Here is a 20,462-nt window from a genome sequence, read left to right as displayed (position 1 = left end):
GCGACAGCGGCCAAAGCCGGCCGTCAGCACCGTTCCGGCCTTGGTAACGCTGCCGGCCAGCGACGGCACAGTGCCAACGCGCTGCGCTCCCTCAAAGCGTCTCATCCTTGAAGATCGCCACATGCGGGGCGCCGTCCGCACCGATCCAGCCGCGGTACATGCCTTCGGTATTGAACGGAAGCGCCACGTTGCCTTGCGCATCCAGCGCAATGGCCCCGCCGTCGCCGCCGGCAGTGGGGATCTCCTGGTCAATCACCGTCTCGGCCGCCTGCCGTAACGACTGGCCGGCGTATTTCATGCGTGCGCAGATGTCGTAGGCCGCCACGGCGCGAATGTAGAACTCGCCCCAGCCGGTGCCCGAGACCGCGCATTGGCTGTTGGCATAGGTGCCGGCGCCGATGATGGGTGCATCGCCGACCCGGCCATAGCGTTTGTTGGTCATGCCGCCAGTGGAGGTACCGGCAGCCAGATGGCCGTCGCGGTCCAGCGCCAGCGCGCCGACGGTGCCGAAGTGCTTGGCGGTTTCCAGATCCAGCGCGGCCTGCGCCTGGCGATCGCCGGCCTCGGCCTTGAGCGCTTTTTGCAATTGCTGCCAGCGCTTGTCGGTGCGGAAATAACTCGGATCGACCAGGGTAATGCCCTGCTCGCGTGCGAATTGTTCGGCGCCATCGCCGACCAGCATCACGTGCTTGGAGTGGTCCATCACGCTGCGCGCCAGCTGGATCGGGTTCTTGACCGTGTGCACGCCGGCAATCGCACCGGCCTTGCCGCTGGCGCCATCCATGATGGCCGCATCCAGTTCGTTCTTGCCGTCGTGGGTAAACACCGCACCACGCCCCGCATTGAACTGCGGCGCATCCTCCAGCACGGTGATGGTGGCGGCCACTGCATCCACTGCACTGCCACCGCGGTTCAACACCGCGTGCCCGGCGCGCAGTGCGCGTTGCATCGCCTCGCGCGCCTGGGCTTGTTCGTCGGCCGAGAGGCTGGATTTCTCCACGCCCGCACCGCCGTGGATCACCAGCATCGGCGTGGCTGCGAGCGCCGGGCCGGTAGATAGCAACAAGGACAGGCAGAGCGCGCGGGCGGATAAGTTGATCATGATGTTTCCTCCTTCAAGTGATCAAGATAACCGGTGGGGCGGGCACGGGCCGGCTCTCTCTCTCGCAAGCGAGAAAGACATGTTCGGCATTTAGCGAGGCGTTCGATTGCAAGTAACCGCAGCGCCGGAGTGAGGTGCTGCACGGGGCACGCAGGAACTGAAGCAGCCAACCGATGAAAAACATCTAGCCTGCGCGCTTTTCAGGGAAGATCACGCATTGCGGCGGACAGTCGTTGTTGAAAAGTCGTCCCCAGCATGCGATCCACCGCGCCGAGCCTGGTGGCCACACTCTCAGGATCGAACGACCGGCCTTGCAGGACCGCCTCCGCATCGCTGTGCAGTGCATACGCCAAGTGCGCGGCGGCACGCACCGATAGAGGCGATTCACTCTGGCTTCCGAGGTGCCCGGCCAGCAGGAGCCGAATCTCGTAGAGCGCGAATGCGAACAGCTGTTCCTGGGACATGCTCATTCGAACACTCTCTATCCTGTGCCCGTAGGCCTGATCCGACTGCCGCGCACCGCACCATGCTTTAGAACGGCCGCGGCGCACGGTGGACTCACACACACGTGCGGCGACCCGTCCGCCTCCTACAACGTATCGCGATGCTTGCCCCGCCACGGCCGGTACCAGGTACGAATGGCGGCGATGTCGGCGGCCATGTCGTCACCGGTCCAGAACGGCTCGCCGATGCCCACGGTCTTGCTGGGGTAGTCGAAATACACCGGCAGGATGGGCACGTTGGAATCGGAGGCGATCTTCCAGAAGCCGGCCTTCCACTGCTCAACGCGTTTGCGCGTGCCTTCCGGGGTGATCACGTACCACATCTGCTCGGAGTTGCGGATCAGCCGCACCGCCTGGCCGATGGTGCCCTGCGGCGAGCTGCGGTCCAGCGGGATGCCACCGAGCTTGCGCAGCAGCGGGCCCAGCGGCCACCAGAACAGCTGCGCCTTGCCCAGCACGCGCACTTCGAAACCCAACGCGAACTTGGCCGCAAAGCCCAGGAAGCCGTCCCAGTTGGACGAATGCGGGGCCACGATCATGACCAGCTTGGGCTCGTCGGGCAGCCGCCCGAGCAGACGCCAGCCAGTCACGCGCAAGGCGGTACGGCCCAGCCAGCGGATGAAGCGGCCATGGGCACGCGGCATCCGGGGCGGAGGTGGCTGCAGCAGGATGTTGGCCTGTGTTACCGGTGGCAACGACGGGTCGGGTTGACTCACGCTTACTCCCAGTGGGACGCAGAGCGTCCACGCTTGATTTGGCTGCGTTCCCGCTTGGCATCCAGCCGCCGCAGCTTGGCACCATGACTCGGTTTGGTGGCGACCCGGCGCTTGGGCACCGACAGGCACGCACTGATGATCTCGACCAGCCGCTCGCGCGCATCGTCGCGGTTGCGGTCCTGGGTGCGGAAGCGCTGCGCGTCGATCACCAGCACGCCCTCGGCCGTCATGCGGCGGTCGCGCCGCGACAGCAACCGCGCCCGCAATGGCTCGGGCAGCGAGGGCGAGCCAGCCACGTCGAAACGCAGTTCCACCGCAGTGGACACCTTGTTGACGTTCTGCCCGCCCGCGCCGCTGGCACGCACGAAGCGCTCGACGAGTTCGCTGGGCGGAATCGTCAGGCTGGGGGTGATCTGGATCGGGTCGCTGGCCATGTGCGCCGATTGTATCGGCAGCGGCGTGGACGCGCGCGCGAACGCCGGCTTCCCGTATGCTGCGGCCGGTCCCCCGTTTGCAGGATGCTCCGATGACACCTACTTCTTCGCTCGCTGCCACGCGCCGCCTCGCACGCCGGCTGCTGCTGTCGGCCCTGCTGGCCGTGGCCGCCCCGGCGGCATTGGCGCAGGCGCCCAGCGATGCCGACATCAACCGTCTGCTGGCCGCCTCGCGCGCGCAAACCATGCTGGACACGATGCTGCCGCAGATCGAAGCACTGCAGCAGCAGCAATTCGCCCAGCTCACTGCACAGCGCCAGCTCGATCCCGACCAACAGGCGCAGCTGCAACGCATCCAGGAACGCACCCGCCAGACCGTGCGCAAGGCGCTGTCGTGGTCGGAACTGCGCCCGATGTATGTGGATATCTACAAGCGCTCGTTCTCGCGCGAGGACGTGCTGGCCATGGCCGAGTTCTACGAGAGCTCGGCAGGCCAGAGCCTGCTCGACAAGACCCCGGCCCTGACCCAGAACCTGATGGGCGCCATCCAGCAGAGGATGCTGCCGCTGTTTGCCGACCTGCAGAAGGATCTGGAGACCATCGTCAACGAGCCGGCGCCGGCGAAGAAGCCCTGAGGGGCGGGGAATCGGGAATCGGGAATCGGGAATCGGGAATCGTTAGAGCATGGCTTGCTGGTATTTAGATCAATAGGGCGCTTTGGTGAAGCCCTCTCCTGCGGGGCCAGAAGGCACCGCTTACGCGTCACTTGCGCGCGTGCCTTGGAACGCCCTCGCTGCTAGCGCGGGCCGGGGCATGGAGCGAGGGTTGGGGTGAGGGTACGGGGCGAAGCCCTCGCGGTACCAACTGCACGAGGCTTTGCCCGTCCCCTCATCCGTCCCTGCGGGGCGCCTTCTCCCCCATGACGGGGGACAATGTCCCGGTGGGGGAAGGAAGTATTTGCTCACACGAGTGAGCCGCTGCCGCGAGAAACAACACGATACGCATGCAACGCCCCTCTCCCTGCGGGCGAGAAGGCGCCGCTTGTGCGCGTGCCTTGGAACGCCCGCGCTGCTAGCGCGGGCCGGGGCGGGGATTGGGGTGAGGGTGAGGGTACGGTTCACCAGACGCGTTGCCGATCGCCACTGCGGCGTCGACAGACCGCTGCGCACCCCCGCATCACTGTGCGAGTGGCATCGCCTGCAATTGCGCCATGTCCCAATCAAACAACGCACACGCCTTGGCAAATTCCGCATCCAGCGGCGCGGTGACGCTGATGCGCCGGCCATCGCCCGGATGCGGAAATTCCAGGCGTTCGGCGTGCAGCAACATGCGGTGGATGCCGAGCATGCGGAAACTGCGGTTGTGGCGGCCGTCGCCGTGGCTGGTGTCGCCGATCATGTGATGCGACAGATGCTTCATGTGCCGGCGAATCTGCCGGAAGCGGCCGGTTTGCGGCTGACAGCGCAGCAGTGCGTAGCGCGAGGTGGTGAACCCGGTGGACGGAATCTCCAGCTCGCCGGTGGCCAGACGCTGGAAATGCGTCACCGCCGGCTTCTTGACCGGCTTGCCCGGCCCGCCGTCCAGGTCATGGTCGACGATGAAGCGCTCCTCGGCCGGCCAGCCGCGACAGACGGTGAGATAGTGTTTCTCCACTTCGCCCGCCATCAACGCCTTGCCCAGCGCACTGGCGCTGTCGCGATCGAAGGCCAGCAGCAAGCAGCCGCTGGTGGCGCGGTCGAGCCGGTGCACCAGGAAGATCGGCTTGCCCAGCTGCTCGCGCAGGCGGTCGGCCAGGAAATCGTCTTCCCCGCGTGCCAACTTGCTGTCATGGACCATCAGGCCGGCGGGTTTGTCGACCACGGCCAGGACATCGTCCTGGTAGAGAATCTGCAGATGCTTGGGGGATATGCCCACCGGCGGATTATCCGCGGCGCCGACACCGCATGCCACTGCATCGCCACGCTGCCGGCAGCGAACACTGCAACTGTTCTGTCGCCAGGCCAAGCGCACGGCAACGGCTGCGGCCCGCACAGCTCGTACAGTGCGATTGCTGCGCACTCCCCACGCAGCTGATGCCTGCCTGCTGCGTGCGTGGCGGCCTGACGTCTCACTTGCCCGAACCACGCCAGCGTCAGAGCAGGCGGATACGCGTATCGCCGTATGTTGGACCATCGTGCAACGCCAACAGATGGCCCCCACCGGCGCGCTCAGTAGGGCGTGCCGTCCTTGTGCCGGTACGCGCGCTGGCCGTCTGCCAGGGGGACCAGCATCAGGTCATCGTCCGGATAGGTCACGCAATCGCCGGCACTGCGGTCGCCCACTTCCAGGTACGTCACCACCGCCTGGCTGCGATTGATCAGGCAATGCGCATCGCCATCGCCGGCGCGGAAGCCGACGCACATGCCCGGCTGCAGCAACTGCTCGCAGGCGTTGGTGATCAGGCTAGGCGCGCCGCTGACGATGTAGACGAACTCGTCCTGCTGCGAATGCCCGTGCCGTAGCGCCGAACGTGCACCCGGCGCCAGCGTGATCAGGTTGACGCCGAAGTTGCGCAGCCCGAACACCTCGCCCAGCGCGCGCTTCTGGCGGCCGCCCATCTGCGCGGCGAACACCGGCGGATAGCTGGATTCTTGCGTACGCGGTGGCGCATCCAGCGCAGCCATCGCCGCCACCGGTGTGCTCGCGTCCAGGGCATCGGTTGCGTCGGGCATGGTCGTCCCCTACCGCCGCAACCAGGCAACCAGCAGCGCGGCCGAACCGGCGCCGCCGCTGATCCAGCTCCACACCGGCACCGTGCCCAGGTACCAGCCATCCGGATGCAGGCCATAGAGCACGGCCGCGACCACCAGTAACCCGCTGCCGGTGATGGCGGTCACCACGCGGGTCTGCAGCTTGCGCAGGCTCAGGTCCAGGGCGAGCAGTTCGGGCGAGCGGATGTCGATCTGATGGCGGCCTTCCACCTGCTGCTTCAGCCAGCTGTGCACCAGCCGCGGCATGTCCGGCGCATGGGTCATGATCTCCGGCAACCGCTTGCCCAGTTCGCGCAGCACGCGGCGCGGGCTGTAGCGCTCGCGCAGGATGCGTTCGAGCACCGGGCGCGCCACCGCCCAGATGTCCAGCTTGGGGTCCAGCTGACGGCCCACGCCTTCGATATTGAGCAGCGTCTTCTGCAGCAGGATCAGTTGCGGCTGCAGCGTCAACTCATAGCGCTGCGCCACCCGGAACAACTTGATCAGCACCTGCGCCAGCGAAATTTCCGACAGCGGCCGGGTGAAATACGGCTCGCAGACCGAGCGCGCGGCCGCTTCCAGTTCGTCGATGCGCACGTTGGACGGCATCCAGCCAGCCTCCACGTGCAACTCGGCCATACGGCGGTAATCCTTGTGGAAGATCGCCATGAAGTTCTCGGCCAGGTAGTACTGATCTTCCTGCGAGAGCTGGCCCATGATGCCGAAATCCAGCGCGATGAAGCGCGGATTGAGCCGACGCTGCGGATCCGAATCGACCCAGATGTTGCCGGCGTGCGCATCGGCATGGAAGAAGTTGTCGCGGAACACCTGGGTGTAGAACACGCGCACACCCTTGGCCGCGAGCGCCTTGCGATCGATGCCGGCCGCATCGAGCTTGGCGATGTCGTCGGACGGAATGCCGTACACGCGCTCCAGCGTGAGCGCGCGCTCGGCGGTGTGCGACCAGATCACTTCCGGCACGTACAGATCGTCCGAGCCTTCCCAGAACCGGCGCAGCACGCTGGCGTTGGCGCCTTCGCGTTGCAGGTCCAGTTCGGCGGCCAGCGTGCCTTCGATCTCGGCCACCACTTCGCGCGGACGGATCTTGTCGGCGCGCGGATGGGTGCGCTCGACCAAGGTGGCCAGCGAGTGCAGCAACGCGATGTCGGCATCGATCTGGCGTTCGATGTCCGGACGCAGCACCTTGACCACCACTTCGCGGCGCACGCCGTTGGCATCGGGCGGCAACGTGGCCGCATGCACCTGCGCGATCGATGCCGAGGCCAGCGGCACGGTATCGAAGCTGGCGAACGCCACGCTGACCGGCAGGCCGAGTGCGGCTTCGACGATCAGGCGTGCAGCCTCGCCATCGAACGGCTTGACCCGGTCCTGCAGCAAGGTGAGTTCTTCGGCTACGTCGGCCGGAATCAGATCGCGCCGGGTGGACAGAATCTGTCCGAACTTGACGAAGATAGGCCCCAGTTCCTGCAGCGCCAGGCGCAGCCGCGCGCCGCGCGATTGCGCGGCGATTTCGGCGCTGGCACGCGGCACGAAGGGTTTGGCCAAACGCAACCAGCGCTCGGCCGGGGTGCCTTCCAGCAAGGCATCCAGGCGATAGCGCAAGATCACCCGGCCGATGCGGCTTGCCCGCAGGATCGCCTTCATGCCGCGCCTCCGCTCGCACGCAGGCGGCTCACGCGCGCGGCCAGCCGTTCGACGTCATCGCGTAGCTCGTCCACGTCGTCATGGAACGCCTCTAGCTCGGCGCGGGGCACTACGTCGCGCGATTCTTCGGTGACGAATTCGGCCGCGCTATGCGCCAGATCCACCGCACTGCGACGTGCCTGCTGCAGCGCTGCGCGCACCGCACCGGCGATCTGCACGCCCAGAATCTCGCCGAACACCGCAACGAACGGCAACTGCCAATCCGGGTCGAAGCGGCTGGCCAGTTGCTGCAGCTGGCGCGCCAACTCGGCATCGCCGGACACCTTGAGCCGACCGGCCGGCGCGCCGCTCCGACGTGCATTGGCCAGCAGCGGCAGTTGCCCGAGCAAGCCGGCCAGGCTGCTGCGCACCGCCAGGTCAGGTTCCTGTGCCGGATCGACCGGGCCGACCAGCAACCGGCGCTCGTGCACGCGGATCTGCAGGGCCAGCGCGGGCGCCTCCAGGGTCAGCGCGATGCGCTGGCCTTCCAGCGGCAGCAGGGCGTCGCGCGTATCCGGGTCCAGCGCCAGCGCACGGTTGAGCGCTGCCTGCAGGGCCTGGCCGGCGAGCGGCTTGAGGGAATTGAAGAGTGATCCGGGCATGGGCGCATTCTACCGCCCCTGCATGTCGCAGCTGCCTGACGGCGGTGTGGCACGTGTGCCGGCTGCCGGCGTGGCGGTTGTGCGGTCGTTGCTAGGGTGCGTTGCCGGGCAAGGTAGGGCATTGACAGGCGCATTGGGCACGCCGGCGTTGTTTGCCATGGCTGGCTGCAGCAAGACTTCCTTCAGCGCATGCGCCACAGGCATCCTGTCCACTTCGAATGGCAGGAGCAGGCAATGCGCATGATTCGGGTCGGCCTCATCTTCGGTGGCAAATCGGCCGAGCACGAGGTCTCGTTGCAATCGGCGCGCAATCTCCTGGATGCGCTGGACCCGCAGCGCTTCGAGCCGGTGCTGATCGGTATCGACAAGCAAGGTCAGTGGCACTTCAACGACCCCGACAGCTTCCTGCTGCATGCCGACGACCCGGCGCGCATCGCGCTGCATCGCAGCGGCCGCGGCGTGGCGCTGCTGCCGGGCGCGCAACAGCAGCAGGTGCGCCCGATCCAGCCGGAGCAGGCACTGGCGCAGATCGATGTGGTGTTTCCCATCGTGCACGGCACCCTGGGCGAAGACGGCTCGCTGCAGGGGCTGCTGCGCATGGCCAACCTGCCGTTCGTCGGCTCCGGCGTACTCGGTTCGGCGGTCGCGATGGACAAGGACATGGCCAAGCGCGTGTTGCGCGATGCCGGGCTGGCGGTGGCGCCGTTCGCCTGCTTCAACCGCCACACCGCCGCCATGGCCGATGTGGATGCGTTGATCGCGCAGTTGGGCTTGCCGCTGTTCGTCAAACCGGCCAACCAGGGCTCGTCGGTCGGCGTCAGCCAGGTGCGCAGCGCCGACCAGTTCGCCGCTGCACTCGCCCTGGCCTTGGCCTACGACCATAAGGTGCTGGTGGAAGCGGCCATTGCCGGGCGCGAAATCGAATGTGCCGTGCTGGGCAACGATGCGCCCCAAGCGAGCGTCTGTGGCGAAGTGGTGGTGCACGATGCGTTCTATTCGTACGAAACCAAATACATCAGCGAACACGGTGCGGAGATCGTGATCCCGGCTGCCATCGATGCGCAGACCCAGCAGCGCATCCAACAAGTCGCGGTGCAGGCCTACCAGGCGCTGGACTGTGCAGGCATGGCGCGCGTGGACGTCTTTCTGTGCGCCGATGGACGCATCGTGATCAACGAGGTCAACACGCTGCCGGGCTTTACCCGCATCAGCATGTATCCGAAATTGTGGCAAGCAAGCGGGCTGGACTATCGCAGCCTGATCACGCGGTTGATCGAGCTCGCACTACAGCGGCATGCCGAGGACCAACTGCTGCGCAGTGCGGTCCAAACGCAGTGATGGCGCTGCCGCCGCGACATGCCGTACCGCCGCACAACCACGACGCGGCGCTTGCGCTCAACAACACCGATGCCACCGCTGGTCCTTGCTCGATTTCGATGGCCTCGCCGCGTTGCTGGCAATGGCTTGGCGCCTCCGTATCGTCGCGCCGGCTGACGGCTTGCTGCTCGCGCTGGATCAGGATGCGACGTGCCACTGCGAACTTCGGGTGGACGGCCGAGCGCGTTGCACGCTTCATGGAAGTCGGTCGCATCGTGATCGCCGCACCCGCACGTCGGCGAGGTCTTGCCACGCAGGCGCATGGCGAACTCATCCGTCAGTCGCGTGCAGCAGGACAGCGGCGACTGGTGTGCGAGGTCGATCCGAGGCCTGCCAAAGCCGCCTTCAGCGCGCTGCATCGGTCACTGGAATTTGCTGCGATCGGCGATGCCGTGCCGGCCAATGGCAAGCACGTGCGGTCTAAGGGAAAACAGCGGTAATCAGCCAAAATCCGGGCACTTGCCGCCACAACGCACAGGGCCCGCGTCCTTGCGGAAGCGGGCCCTGTGAGCGCCAACCGGCAGCGCCGCTGCCGTGACGTATCGCAGCGAAGCGTTATACCTTGCCGCGACGGAACATCGAGATCACTGCCAGGATCAGGAACACCACGAACAGGATCCAGGCGATGTTGGTCGCCGCACCGGCGATACCGCTAAAGCCCAGCACAGCAGCGATGATGGCGATGACGAAAAAGATGATGGCGTAATGCAGCATGGCAAGGTATCCAAAAGTTGTCGTGCCGAATCGGCGCAGACGTATCTTGTGGATATGCCGGTCTTTATCCGGTGATGGCGATGTCGTTGGAAGATGAGGATCGCAGCCGTTGCAGGCCTTCTTCGATGCTGACGCGCGGTACATAGCCGAAGTCGCGACGTGCCGGCTCCATGCTGTACCAATGCGGCGTACACAGCTGTTCCACCAGGAAACGGGTCAACGGCACCTCGCCTGGCAGACGCAACAGTGGCCATAGCGTTTCGCACACAGCACCGATGCGGTAGGCGGTGTTGAACGACAACGAACGCGTGACTGCCGGCGCACCCACTGCAGCCAGCAAACGATTGAGCAACTCGCGCATCGGCAGCGGTTCGCCATTGGAAATGAAGTACGCCTTGCCTGCGCAGGCAGCGCCCACGGCAAGGTGCTCGAACGCATCGAAATGCGCCTGCGCGGCGTTGTCGATGTATGTGCTGTCGACCAGATTGCTGCCATCGCCGACCATGCGCAGCCGCCCGGAACGTGCACGCGCTGCCAGGCGCGGCAGCAAATGATTGTCGCCCGGACCCCAGATCAGGCGCGGTCGCAGTGCCACTGTCGCCAACTGGGCGCCGTTGGCGGCCAGTACTGCACGTTCGGCAATGGCCTTGGTCGCCGCGTAGGCGGCGCGCAGATTGTCGCCATACGGCACTTCATCGGCACCGAGTCCTTCCACCGGGTTGGTGGCGCGATGGGTGACGCTGGGCGTGGAGGTATAGATCAGCCGCGGCACGCCATTGGCGCGACAGGCCTCGATCACGTTCTGCGTGCCCACCACATTGGCCTGGTGGTAGCTGTCGTAACTGCCCCAGGCGCCGGCCTTGGCGGCATTGTGGAACACCGCATCGATCCCGGCAAAGGCATGCCGCACCGCCTGCGGGTCGGCCAGGTCGCCGCGGATCTGGCCCACGCCCAGGTGTTGCAGCACCGGGTAATCGCCGCGCTGGAAGCTCACCACCTCGTGCCCACGTGCGCGCAGGCCGCGGCACAACGCCTGGCCGAGAAAGCCGCCACCACCGGTCACCAATACCTTCATCGCACCACACCTCGCCTTTGAGGGACGACACCATAGCCGGCCACACCCGACTTGGCGATCTTGCCTCGACGCGCGGCCACGCAATCTGACGCAGGCGACCCGAAGCGACCAACGCACACTGCGCCTGATGTCCGGCGCAGTGTGCAGTGCTCGGAATCGATCGCTCGCACACTGCGATTTCTGAGCGCGCCATCCACGCCCGCCTGACCACTGCGCGCGCCCTGTGGTCAGCCGCTCTCCTGCAGCTGCTGCGCTGCCCACACCGCCAGCGTTTCGCGGCCGATCTTGGCGTTATGGCGGATATCCACCGGAAAGCCCGGATGGCACAGGAAATCGGCGATGCCGGCGGTGAGCGGATGCGCTGCAGCGGTACTGCGCAGCTGCTGCCTGAAATCCTCCTGCTCCATCGGGCTGGACATCCAGGCGTAGGCGTCCGGTTCGTAGCACAGCACCGGACGCTGCCGGCCCCTCTCGCCCACGCCCACCAGCGCGCTGCGCCCCATCCCGGGTAGCGCATTGAAGATCTGCTCCACCTGCTCGGTGTACATCGGGCCTTGCGCGGTTTCCACGCGCTGGGTCTTGCGCCCGCAGAACCACAAGCGTCCCTCGGCATCGAAATACCCCACATCGCCCATGCGGTGCACGATGCGCTCGCTGCCATCGCCGCAACGTTCGCGGATCTTGGCGATGCGCGTGGCCGCATCGCGGTTGAAATAGGTGTCGGTGGCGGTGGGGCCGGCCACGGTGATCTCGCCGACCTCACCCGTCGCCAGTTCGCGCACGCCGCTCCAGTCGGCAATGGCCGCATCGTCAATCGCAATGATGCGCACCTGGTTGGGCGGCACCACATGGCCCACGCAGGTGCCGGCACCGGCTTCCGTGGCGCTGCGCGTCGCTTCCAGGGTGCGGCCTTCGATCGCGGCCACCGGCAGGCACTCGGTGGCGCCGTACGGGGTCCAAAACTGCGCATCGGCCGGCAGCAGCGCGCGGATCTTGGCCACCACATCCGGCGGCACCGGCGCACCGGCCGAAGTGGCCAGGCGCACGTTGGGAAGCGGCTGGCCATACTCGGCCAGCACGCGCATCAAGGCGGGCGAACCGAACAACTGGGTGACGCCAAAGCGCGCGATCGCATCATGCAACTTGCGCGGGTCGGCGCTGCCCGGGCGCGTCGGGTCCATGTCCGGAATCACCGAGGTCAGCCCCAGCGCGGGGTCGAACAAGGCAAATGGCGGGAACGTCGGCAAGTCCACGCCGCCGGGCTGCATACCGAAGGCATTGCGCAGCAATTCGATCTGCCCGACAAAATGCCGGTGCCGGTAGACCACGCCCTTGGGCACGCCGGTAGAGCCGCTGGTGAACAGGATCGCCGCCACATCGTCGGGCGCGGTGTCGGCCAACTGGCTGCCTGCGCCGGCGCCATCGCGCTCTACACGCGCCAGCGTGACTCCGCCCCAGCCGTAAAGTCCGCCGACGGTGACGATCTGCTTTGCCGAGCGCGCCCAGCGCAACAGGCGACGCGCCAGCTGCGCCAGCGCAAGGCCGATAAACGCCTGCGGCTGCGCTTCGTCCAGACACTGCTTGAGCGCGCGCTTGTCGATGCCCGGGTCCACCAGCACCGGCACCGCGCCAGCCTTGAACAAGGCGAACATCAGCAAAAAGAATTCCGGCGACGGCCGCACCATCACCACCGCACGCGCGCCGCGCCCGATGCCGTGGCGTGCCAGTCCGGCGGCAATCGCATCGCTGCGCGTATCCAGCTCGGCATAGCTCAAGGTCACATCGTAGGCGGCAAACCCGTTGGCGCCGCGACCGCCCGGGCAGCGGATGGCGATCTGGTCGGGGCGCTCGCGCGCCAGTTGCGGAAGGGTGGCCGCGATATTGCAGAGGGTCGTCATGGGCGCATTATCACTCATGCACCAATGCCGCCGGCCGCCTGCAGGCTACCTGGAGACAACGCGCGGCGCAGGGGGAGGCAGGCGCGGCTCACCATCGCGCGGCGCCCATGACGCATCGACGCGCGACAGTGGCCGACCCAATCGCGGCAATAGGTTCGCAGCGCATGCCAGAGCGCGACGGCACGCGTGGAGCCCCGCGTCCCCAGGCATGGCGGCGCATCTGAATCGCTAACCGGTCACCGCAGCACGCTACTTGTATCGCGGCGCGGTTCGGTCAAAATGCCGCGCTTCCCACGCGATTTCGCCGCGCCAGGCCCGGCATTCCATGGCACACCCCTGCCTTACCTGCGGCGCCTGCTGCGCCTATTTCCGCGTCAGTTTCCATTGGAGCGAGGCCGATCCTGCATTGGGCGGCAGGGTGCCGATCGAGCTGACCGAGGCGCTACGCACGCATGAGCGGGTGATGCGCGGCACCTCGCAATCGCAGCCGCGCTGCATCGCGCTGGACGCAGACATCGGGCGCTACAGCCGCTGCAGCATCCACGACCGCCGCCCATCGTCCTGCGCGGCCGTGCCGGCCTCACTGGAATTCGGGCAGCGCAGTGCGCAATGCGATAAATCGCGCCTGGCGCACGGCCTGCACGCGCTGACCGATGCCGATTGGGTCGGCGTGGACGACGCGCAACGCAATCCGCTGCCGCCGGTGTAACACCGTAGCGCAGCACCTGTGTCGTGCTCGCAACAGCGTGGGCAGGCAGATGGCCCAGATGTCCGGTGCGCTGCATCGGATGTCGATGCAGTCATTCCAGTCATTGCGTGCGGTGAGCTGACGTGTTCCCGCACGCTGTGCCGGCGCGATGCGCTACAGCCGATTGCGCTCCAGAAACGCGCGAATCGCCGGCACCAACACCTCATGCTTGTCTTCCAGCACATAGTGATTGGCATCGTCGAATGCGGTCACTTCGGCCTGTGGCAATGCCTTGCGAAAGCCGGCCAGGAAGTGCTTGTCGAAACAGATGTCGCGCAGGCCCCAGGCAATGAAGACCGGGCGATCGGCGAACGCAGACAGCGCCTGCGCCGAGCGCTCCAGCAGCGACCACCCCTTGTCGGCCGGCGACAGCGGAATATCCTGCATAAAGCGGATGGTGGAGATGCGATTGCGCCAGTTGTTGTATGGCGCCACATACGCACGACGCACTGCTGCCGGCATCCGCCGCGACACGCCTAGCCACGAAGCGCCGGACGAGAACGCATTGAACGTGCGGATGAACCACTCGCCCAGCCGCCAGTGCCGGCCCATCGCAATCTGCCATGGCATCGGTTTTTCCGCCGGCAGCGGGAACGCGGCCGTATTGGTGATGACCAGCCGCTTGACCTGCGCGTGATGCGACAACGCCCACCCGAAACCGATCATGCCGCCCCAATCGTGCACCGCCAGCGTGACTGGCCCGGTAATGCCCAGATGCCGCAACAAGGTGTCCAGATCGTCCACGCGCGATTGCAGCGTGTAGTCATAACGCGGCTGCGCGTCGGGTGCATCGTCCGGCTTGTCGGACAAGCCCATGCCGATGTGATCGGGCACGATGCAGCGGTAGCGATCGGACAGGCCGCTCACCAGATGCCGCCACAAATAGCTCCACGACGGATTGCCATGCAGCATGACAACCACCTCGCCATCGCGCGGGCCTTCGTCCAGATACGACATCGCAACGCCGGGTCGCACCTCAAGGCGCTTGGGGGTGAAGGGATAGCCGGGGTAGTTCATGATCTCTCGATGTAAAGCAGGGACTGGAATGTGTCTGGCGCCTGGTCAACACCATCGCGCCCCACGATCGCTACAACGTTGACCTGTGTTGCATAGGCAGCAGCAGTGATGAGCGACGTGATTACTTACAGCGGTTGCGCTCCTTCGCTGAGGATGTCGAGATATGCCTGATAGGCAAAGATGCGATGCCGCTGCTGGCCGGTGAGTTCATTGACGATTTCCAGCTCTTGCAGCGTGCGTACCGCTGCGCGGATTGTCGGCACACTCAGCGACAGATGCGGCGCAACCTGCGGCACCGCCAGCACCACACGCCGCGCGAATTGCTCAAACACCAAGCCCACATTGCCCGCACGCTGGCCCAGGGCAGCAATGCGTGCGCGGTCCCGCGCCAATAGCGCGAGCAATCGCTGCGCGGTATCGACAGCTTGCTGGGCGGTTTCGGCCACGCCGTCCAGAAAGAAGCCCAGCCACCCTTCCCAGTCGCCATTGAGCCGGACTGCATTGAGACGGTCATAATAGTCGGCGCGGCGCCGCTTGAAATACAGACTCAGATACAGGCTCGGCTCCCGCAGCACACCCTCGCTACACAGGATCAAGGTAATCAGGAGCCGTCCCAATCTTCCATTGCCATCACTGAAAGGATGGATGGTTTCGAACTGGACGTGCGCAAGCGCCGCTTTCACCAAGGGCGGTATCTGCCCTGGTGGCGCATGCAGAAACTGTTCGAGTGCCGCCAGGGTGCCGGGCACTGCGTCGGGCGGCGGAGGCACGAAATGGGCGAGCGCCGGCGACGATCCTCCTACCCACACCTGACTGCGACGGAATTCCCCGGGCTGCTTGCTGGCGCCGCGGCCACCCTGAAGCAGTAACGCGTGCATTTCGCGGATCAGTCGCAAGGACAGCGGGAAATCGTCATCACGCAGACGACGCAGCCCATGATTGAGGGCGGCAACGTAGTTGGAGACCTCTTCGACGTCGTCCATGGGGACGCCCGGTGCCGCGTCCATTTCAAACAACAGCAAATCCGAGAGCGACGATTGCGTCCCTTCGATTTGGGACGACAACAAGGCTTCCTTGCGAACATACTGATAAAGGAACAGTTCCGGGTCCGGTAGCATCAACGTAATGCCGTCAAGCCGTCCCAACGCCTGATCAGCGCGTTCCTTGCGCGCAACCAACTCGACCTGTGCGAAGTCCAATGCCGGCACCGGCGGCAGTGGGCCGGGCACGAACGCTTGATAGCGGCTACCGGCTAGGGCGCCAGCCACATAATGCCCGGTCGTGCGATGCGGCATCTTCTTTCCTTACAGTCAGCAATGGTTCTTGCAAGGAAACTTAGATAGCACTTTTTTTCTTAAGCAGCGATGTTGCACGGCATGCAGCGACGCAGGCCGTGCAAATGCGCATCACCAAACCACTTCCGCCATCGAGCAATTCAGGCCCGAGCCAATGCCCAGCAGCGCGATGCGGTCGCCCTTCTTCAGGCGCCCAAGCTCCTTGAGCTTGCTCAGCACGATCGGCACCGAGGCCGGGCCGATGTTGCCGTGCTCGCCGAAGATGGTCATGACCTTGGCCGGGTCGATGCCGAACGACTTGACGAAGGCGGCGGTATGCGGGCGGCTGACCTGGTGGATGACGAACTGGTCCAGCTCGTCCACCGCCCAGCCCAGCACCTGCCTGGCGGCCATGAAGGTCTTCTGGGCCAGCTTGATGCCTTCGATCAGCAGCAGGCGGGTATCGGTGACCATACGATCCAGGTTGCCCCGGCACAGCTTGTTCCACTCGGTGGCCGAGCGGGTCACGCCTCCCTTGTAGCGCGGCGCGTCGGGCACCAGTTCGGTGCGCGCCATGACCATGGCTGCTGCACCGCACCCCAGGGTCAGCGCGGCAAGTTCATTGCGGAACTCCTCCTCGGTGACATCCGGCGAGGTCATGCGCTCAAGGGTCTTTTCGTAGACCAGGTTGGCCGTCTCGCCATCCACGACCAAGGCATAGTCGATCTCGCCGCGCTCGAGCATGCGCGCGGCGATGTCCATGCCATTGATGAAGGCAAGGCAGGCATTGGCCACGTCGAAGGTGACGCAGTGGTCGCCCACGCCCAGGTTGCCGGACACGATGGACGCCGTGGACGGCTCCAGGTAGTCGCGGCTCACCGAGGTGTTGACCAGCAAGCCGATCTTCTCGATGCCGATACCGGCATCGATCAGCGCCTTGCGCGCGGCCTGGGTGGCGGCGTCCGATGCCTGGACATCCTGGTCCCACAAGCGCCGTGCATGGATACCGGCAACGTCGCCCAACACGTCGGTCTTGATCCCGAGACGGTCGTAGGTCGGTTGCAGGCGTTCGTTGATTTCCTTGGAAGTCAGCGTGTGCGGCGCATCAACATGCGCCAGTCCCGCGATGGAGACATTCTGGAAGAGCATCGAAGTAGCGCCATGGCGTCAGGCGAGGGGGCGCTAGTCTAGCCGCTGGCCGGTTTTACCGCATCTTTACAATTCGCCTGCGCCCCAGCCCAACGGTTCAGCGCGGCGGGCAGCGGAAGGCGTTGAAACGCTGGCTGCCGTCAGCCGGCTGGCCTTGCGCCTGCACCGCATTGGCGTTGGCGCCGGGGGCCTCGTTGCGCGCCAGCGTTTCCAGCTCTTCCTGCACGCGCAGTGGGTTGCGATTGTAGAAACCGACCTTGCTCTTGACCGTCACCACCACTTCGCCCTGCTGCTGACACCCCGCTGGCACAGGGCCTGCGGGCAGCACCCGCACGCTTTTGCCGCTTTGTTCGATCGGCACCCAGGTGCACGCCGCAGTGGTGGTGGCAACCAGAACAGACAGCATCAGCACGCGCATACGTCATCACACCTGTGGGGAAAGCCGGATTGTGCCGCAGTTGCCTGCTGGCGATCCGGCGCGCCGTGGTACCCGCCATCCACCCATTCAGCGCACCGAACCGCCCTGCCTTGAGCGCTCATAGCTGTCTGGCCGCGATGTCCGGCGTCCTGTAGTGCGTCCGGGTGTCCGGACGCGGACACCTTCAAGCATCTAAAAACCCTTTAAAAACAATGGTCTTTGGTTGGCACATTATTTGCTCTGCTGTATCTCGCAACCGCCGGCAGGAGACGAAACTGACTTTTCGCTGAACAAAATAAAAAACCACGCAAAAGTTCTTGTACATACCGAAACGGTGTACTACATTACTACCACACCACTGACTAACAACACCAAGAGACCTCGCCATGAAGACCCAGACCCTGCGCATCGCCCTCTCCACCGCCCTGCTCGCTGGCGCCACCCTGGCCGGGCTTGCCCAGGCCACCAGCCTGACCACCCTGGAGACCGTGCAGGTACGCCCGGCCGCCGACCAGATCGCCCAGCAGACAGTGGAGCGCAATAGCGACATTCGCACCCTGACTGCCGTGCAAGTGCGTCCCTCGGCCGAGCAGGTGGCCGCCCTGGCCGCCGAACAGGCTGGCCCGCGCATCGTCACCCTGGCGGCGGTGCAAGTGCGCCCTTCGGCCGAACAGCGTGCCGATCTGGTGGTGCGCAGCGCTGCCGCCAGCGCGCAGAGCGTCACCGGCCAGGCAGCTGGCGCCATCGGTGCACTGATGGGCCAGGTCATCGTGAACCTGCCGACGCCGCAGCTGCAGCCCTCGCCGGCCGAACTGGAAGCGCTGGTCAACGCCGCCATCAGCCTTTAAGCACGCGCGCCGCTACACTTGCGCGCATGCCAGCACCTGTCCTCGACGTCATCCTGTTTCAGCCCGAAATTCCGCCCAATACGGGCAATGTGATTCGCTTGTGCGCCAATACCGGCGCGCGCCTGCACCTGATCGAGCCGCTCGGCTTCGACCTCAGCGACAAGCAGCTCAAGCGCGCCGGCCTGGACTACCACGAATACGCGCCATTGCAGGTGCACACCGACCTGCCTAGCGCACTGGCCGCGATCGCGCCCAAGCGCATCTTCGCACTGAGCACCCGCAGTACGGTGCGCTACGACACGCCGCAGTTCGCCGATGGCGATGCGTTTTTATTTGGTCCGGAAACCCGCGGCCTGCCGGCCGAGGTGCTGGAGTCGATTCCGCCGCAGCACCGGCTCCGTCTGCCGATGCGCCCGGACAACCGCAGCCTCAATCTGTCCAATACCGTTGCGGTGATGGTGTTCGAAGCCTGGCGGCAATGGAATTTCGCCGGCGGCCAGTAGCCACGCAATCGCCGGAACCGTGCGCAACGGCATGTGAATGCGTGCCCGCTGGCAAGACCGCATCGCGGACGCGCGGGCAGATCCTGGCTGTCGCATCTGCTCTCTCGCCAAGACACGTCATCTGTGTTGGCGGCGATCGGTGGACGGCCAACGACAGTGCATCGATCCGGACTCACGAAGCGATGCTGCGCGTCGCGTCATCTGCGCGCCTTACAGGCGTCCTCGCCGACGCGACCTGCCGCTGGACAGCATGCACTTGCCCGCCCTTGCCCGCGCAGTGCGGTCGATAAAGCGCAAGCCGCAACGAACATCGATCGGTCGTCACCTGCGTGCGCGCACTGCGCACCGGTCACAGCCCTGTCTCGGCCTGCATAGAAGCCGCTGCCTGCAACATGCCGCGGCAGCCGGCCCACAGCGCCACCGCCAGCAGCGCGATCGCACCCAAGGTCAGAAACGCAACGCGGTAACCGAAGGCATGCGCCAACCAGCCACCGAACGCAGGACTCAGTGCCGCACCGACGCCCTGCACGGTCATGACCGCACCCTGGCCGACATTCACACGCCCGGTGCCCTGCAACAACCGCGCGACCAGCGCCGGCACCACCACGCTTTGCAAGCCGGCACCCAGCCCATCGAGGATCTGCACCGGGAACACGCCCCAGCCGTGGATCACCGATGCCGCCACCAGGGCGCGCAATGGCAACGCCATGAACGCCACCAGCAGCACCCACCAGTGCCCATGCACGCGAATCCAGCGCATCGCCAGCAGCGCGACCACCACCATCGTGGCCTGTGCCACCACGATGGTGGTGGCCGTCAATGCACTCGGATCGCCGGCGTGCGCCGCCACGATCGCCATGCCGTACAGCGGCAGCATCGCCGCATTGCCTAGATGGAACAGCCCCAGCGTCACCGCCAGCAGCGCCAACGGGCGGCAGGTCAGCAGCACACGCCACCCACTCAGCGCATCGCCACCGTTGGTAGTTGCCAGACCGCGTGCTGCGCGGTGGTCGATGGTCGCAGCCGGAATCGCCAGCACGGCCACCAGCGCCAGGGCGCCGAAGAATGCGGTCAGCAGGAACACCGCGGCAAACCCATAGCGCCATCCCAACCAGCCGGCCAGCACCGCGGCCAGCACGTTGCCGGCATGGTTGGCCACCTGATTGCGCGCCAGTTGATGGTCGAAACCGTGCGCGTGCACCAGCCCCAACGTAATGCCCGTCAATGCCGGGCCGATGCCGGCGGCCGCCAACGCCGAGGCGATCTGTGCGGCGACCACGCCGGAAGAAGTGGGCTGCAGCCAGATCAAGGCGGTGGCAAGCAGGATCGCCAGGCAACCGATGACCACCACGGCGCGTTTGCGCCGGGTGGCATCGACCAGCGCGCCGGCCGGCGTGGTGGCGAGCATGCCGGCAATGCCGCCCACGCTCATCACCGTGCCGATCGCCGCCACCGACCAGCCTTTGGATTGCAGGAACACGCTGAGGAACGGCCCCAGCCCGTCCTGCACGTCGGCCACGCTGAAGTGCAATGCTTCCAGCGCGCGCGTCCCCCGTGGCCTGGCCTTGGTCATTGGCATGGCACTGCTCCGCTGCAAGCGCGCACGAAGGCGTACGTGCCAGACCAGTAGGCGAGCATCTCCGTGGCGCGC

22 protein-coding genes and 1 pseudogene are annotated in these 20,462 nt (G+C 65.8%); 6 read left to right on the top strand and 17 right to left on the bottom strand.

The features are described 5' to 3' along the window. Window positions 1-91: 91 nt before the first annotated feature. The 4 genes from FLG15_RS00650 to arfB form a co-directional block, all read right to left on the bottom strand. Window positions 92-1,102 (bottom strand): isoaspartyl peptidase/L-asparaginase family protein, encoded by a 1,011-nt coding sequence (locus FLG15_RS00650; RefSeq protein WP_057679326.1) that lies wholly within the window; start codon window positions 1,100-1,102, stop codon window positions 92-94. A 200-nt stretch (window positions 1,103-1,302) separates the two neighbouring features. After that, window positions 1,303-1,572, bottom strand: coding sequence for a hypothetical protein (locus tag FLG15_RS00645; RefSeq protein WP_017156434.1), 270 nt, complete (start codon window positions 1,570-1,572; stop codon window positions 1,303-1,305). Between the two features lie 119 nt (window positions 1,573-1,691). Next, window positions 1,692-2,321 (bottom strand): lysophosphatidylcholine acyltransferase, encoded by a 630-nt coding sequence (locus tag FLG15_RS00640; protein ID WP_057679328.1) that lies wholly within the window; start codon window positions 2,319-2,321, stop codon window positions 1,692-1,694. A gap of 2 nt (window positions 2,322-2,323) precedes the next feature. Continuing rightward, on the bottom strand, window positions 2,324-2,755 hold the full coding sequence (gene arfB, locus FLG15_RS00635; RefSeq protein ID WP_017156432.1) for an alternative ribosome rescue aminoacyl-tRNA hydrolase ArfB: 432 nt from the start codon (window positions 2,753-2,755) through the stop codon (window positions 2,324-2,326). Window positions 2,756-2,811: 56 nt separating this feature from the next. Between arfB and FLG15_RS00630 the strand changes: the two genes are divergently transcribed. Continuing rightward, window positions 2,812-3,390: a DUF2059 domain-containing protein gene (locus FLG15_RS00630; protein ID WP_057679329.1), complete on the top strand. Its 579-nt coding sequence runs from the start codon at window positions 2,812-2,814 to the stop codon at window positions 3,388-3,390. Window positions 3,391-3,931: 541 nt separating this feature from the next. Here the strand turns inward: FLG15_RS00630 and FLG15_RS00620 are convergent. From FLG15_RS00620 to FLG15_RS00605, 4 genes are all read right to left on the bottom strand, one after another. Next, the gene (locus FLG15_RS00620) at window positions 3,932-4,786 is read right to left on the bottom strand and encodes a pseudouridine synthase (RefSeq protein ID WP_057679330.1); all 855 of its coding nucleotides are present in this window, start codon (window positions 4,784-4,786) and stop codon (window positions 3,932-3,934) included. A 176-nt stretch (window positions 4,787-4,962) separates the two neighbouring features. Next, window positions 4,963-5,466 carry a cupin domain-containing protein gene (locus tag FLG15_RS00615; RefSeq protein WP_150145329.1) on the bottom strand — a complete coding sequence of 168 codons (504 nt, stop codon included), beginning with the start codon at window positions 5,464-5,466 and terminating at the stop codon, window positions 4,963-4,965. 9 nt (window positions 5,467-5,475) lie between these two features. Continuing rightward, window positions 5,476-7,149 (bottom strand): ubiquinone biosynthesis regulatory protein kinase UbiB, encoded by a 1,674-nt coding sequence (gene ubiB / locus FLG15_RS00610; protein ID WP_057679332.1) that lies wholly within the window; start codon window positions 7,147-7,149, stop codon window positions 5,476-5,478. Next, a complete protein-coding gene (locus FLG15_RS00605) occupies window positions 7,146-7,790 on the bottom strand; it encodes a ubiquinone biosynthesis accessory factor UbiJ (protein ID WP_057679333.1) in 645 nt (214 codons plus the stop codon). Before FLG15_RS00605 ends, ubiB begins: the two co-directional genes overlap by 4 nt. A 234-nt stretch (window positions 7,791-8,024) precedes the next feature. On the opposite strand from FLG15_RS00605, the gene ddlA reads away from it, so the two are divergent. Beyond that, window positions 8,025-9,128 (top strand): D-alanine--D-alanine ligase, encoded by a 1,104-nt coding sequence (gene ddlA, locus FLG15_RS00595; RefSeq protein ID WP_150145326.1) that lies wholly within the window; start codon window positions 8,025-8,027, stop codon window positions 9,126-9,128. 57 nt (window positions 9,129-9,185) lie between these two features. Here the strand turns inward: ddlA and FLG15_RS00590 are convergent. Beyond that, window positions 9,186-9,366, bottom strand: a pseudogene (locus FLG15_RS00590) (hypothetical protein). Here FLG15_RS00590 and FLG15_RS00585 point away from each other — a divergent pair. Next, complete coding sequence (locus FLG15_RS00585) at window positions 9,365-9,607, top strand: acetyltransferase (RefSeq protein WP_057679334.1); 243 nt, start codon at window positions 9,365-9,367, stop codon at window positions 9,605-9,607. The pseudogene FLG15_RS00590 and the gene FLG15_RS00585 sit on opposite strands and share 2 nt — an antisense overlap. A 115-nt stretch (window positions 9,608-9,722) precedes the next feature. On the opposite strand, the gene FLG15_RS00580 is transcribed toward FLG15_RS00585, so the two are convergent. The 3 genes from FLG15_RS00580 to oleC form a co-directional block, all read right to left on the bottom strand. After that, window positions 9,723-9,881 carry a DUF1328 domain-containing protein gene (locus FLG15_RS00580; RefSeq protein ID WP_003468167.1) on the bottom strand — a complete coding sequence of 53 codons (159 nt, stop codon included), beginning with the start codon at window positions 9,879-9,881 and terminating at the stop codon, window positions 9,723-9,725. 64 nt (window positions 9,882-9,945) lie between these two features. Further along, window positions 9,946-10,956, bottom strand: a complete 1,011-nt coding sequence (gene oleD, locus FLG15_RS00575) for a 2-alkyl-3-oxoalkanoate reductase (protein ID WP_057679152.1) — start codon at window positions 10,954-10,956, stop codon at window positions 9,946-9,948. Between the two features lie 227 nt (window positions 10,957-11,183). Next, a complete protein-coding gene (gene oleC, locus FLG15_RS00570; RefSeq protein ID WP_150145322.1) occupies window positions 11,184-12,854 on the bottom strand; it encodes an olefin beta-lactone synthetase in 1,671 nt (556 codons plus the stop codon). 325 nt (window positions 12,855-13,179) lie between these two features. On the opposite strand from oleC, the gene FLG15_RS00565 reads away from it, so the two are divergent. Then, on the top strand, window positions 13,180-13,563 hold the full coding sequence (locus tag FLG15_RS00565; protein ID WP_005928616.1) for a YkgJ family cysteine cluster protein: 384 nt from the start codon (window positions 13,180-13,182) through the stop codon (window positions 13,561-13,563). 153 nt (window positions 13,564-13,716) lie between these two features. Here the strand turns inward: FLG15_RS00565 and FLG15_RS00560 are convergent, their stop codons facing one another. The 4 genes from FLG15_RS00560 to FLG15_RS00545 form a co-directional block, all read right to left on the bottom strand. Then, on the bottom strand, window positions 13,717-14,619 hold the full coding sequence (locus tag FLG15_RS00560; protein ID WP_057679154.1) for an alpha/beta fold hydrolase: 903 nt from the start codon (window positions 14,617-14,619) through the stop codon (window positions 13,717-13,719). A gap of 125 nt (window positions 14,620-14,744) precedes the next feature. Then, entirely contained in the window at window positions 14,745-15,914 is a 1,170-nt protein-coding gene (locus FLG15_RS00555) for a Fic family protein (protein WP_170922364.1), read from the bottom strand. 111 nt (window positions 15,915-16,025) lie between these two features. Continuing rightward, the gene (locus tag FLG15_RS00550) at window positions 16,026-17,042 is read right to left on the bottom strand and encodes a 3-oxoacyl-ACP synthase III (protein ID WP_005912222.1); all 1,017 of its coding nucleotides are present in this window, start codon (window positions 17,040-17,042) and stop codon (window positions 16,026-16,028) included. 97 nt (window positions 17,043-17,139) lie between these two features. Next, window positions 17,140-17,460, bottom strand: coding sequence for a DUF4156 domain-containing protein (locus FLG15_RS00545; protein WP_008572192.1), 321 nt, complete (start codon window positions 17,458-17,460; stop codon window positions 17,140-17,142). A gap of 386 nt (window positions 17,461-17,846) precedes the next feature. Between FLG15_RS00545 and FLG15_RS00540 the strand changes: the two genes are divergently transcribed. Further along, on the top strand, window positions 17,847-18,308 hold the full coding sequence (locus tag FLG15_RS00540) for an XAC0231 family protein (RefSeq protein WP_057679155.1): 462 nt from the start codon (window positions 17,847-17,849) through the stop codon (window positions 18,306-18,308). Window positions 18,309-18,334: 26 nt separating this feature from the next. Continuing rightward, the gene (locus FLG15_RS00535) at window positions 18,335-18,811 is read left to right on the top strand and encodes a tRNA (cytidine(34)-2'-O)-methyltransferase (protein ID WP_057679156.1); all 477 of its coding nucleotides are present in this window, start codon (window positions 18,335-18,337) and stop codon (window positions 18,809-18,811) included. A gap of 349 nt (window positions 18,812-19,160) precedes the next feature. Here the strand turns inward: FLG15_RS00535 and FLG15_RS00530 are convergent, their stop codons facing one another. Continuing rightward, window positions 19,161-20,390: an MFS transporter gene (locus tag FLG15_RS00530; protein WP_057679157.1), complete on the bottom strand. Its 1,230-nt coding sequence runs from the start codon at window positions 20,388-20,390 to the stop codon at window positions 19,161-19,163. Window positions 20,391-20,462: the final 72 nt, after the last annotated feature.

The organism is Xanthomonas phaseoli pv. dieffenbachiae (assembly GCF_008639345.1).
Classification (GTDB): domain Bacteria; phylum Pseudomonadota; class Gammaproteobacteria; order Xanthomonadales; family Xanthomonadaceae; genus Xanthomonas; species Xanthomonas phaseoli.
The sequence above is the reverse complement of the archived record's forward strand: the minus strand, read 5'-3'. Positions and strand labels throughout refer to the sequence as shown.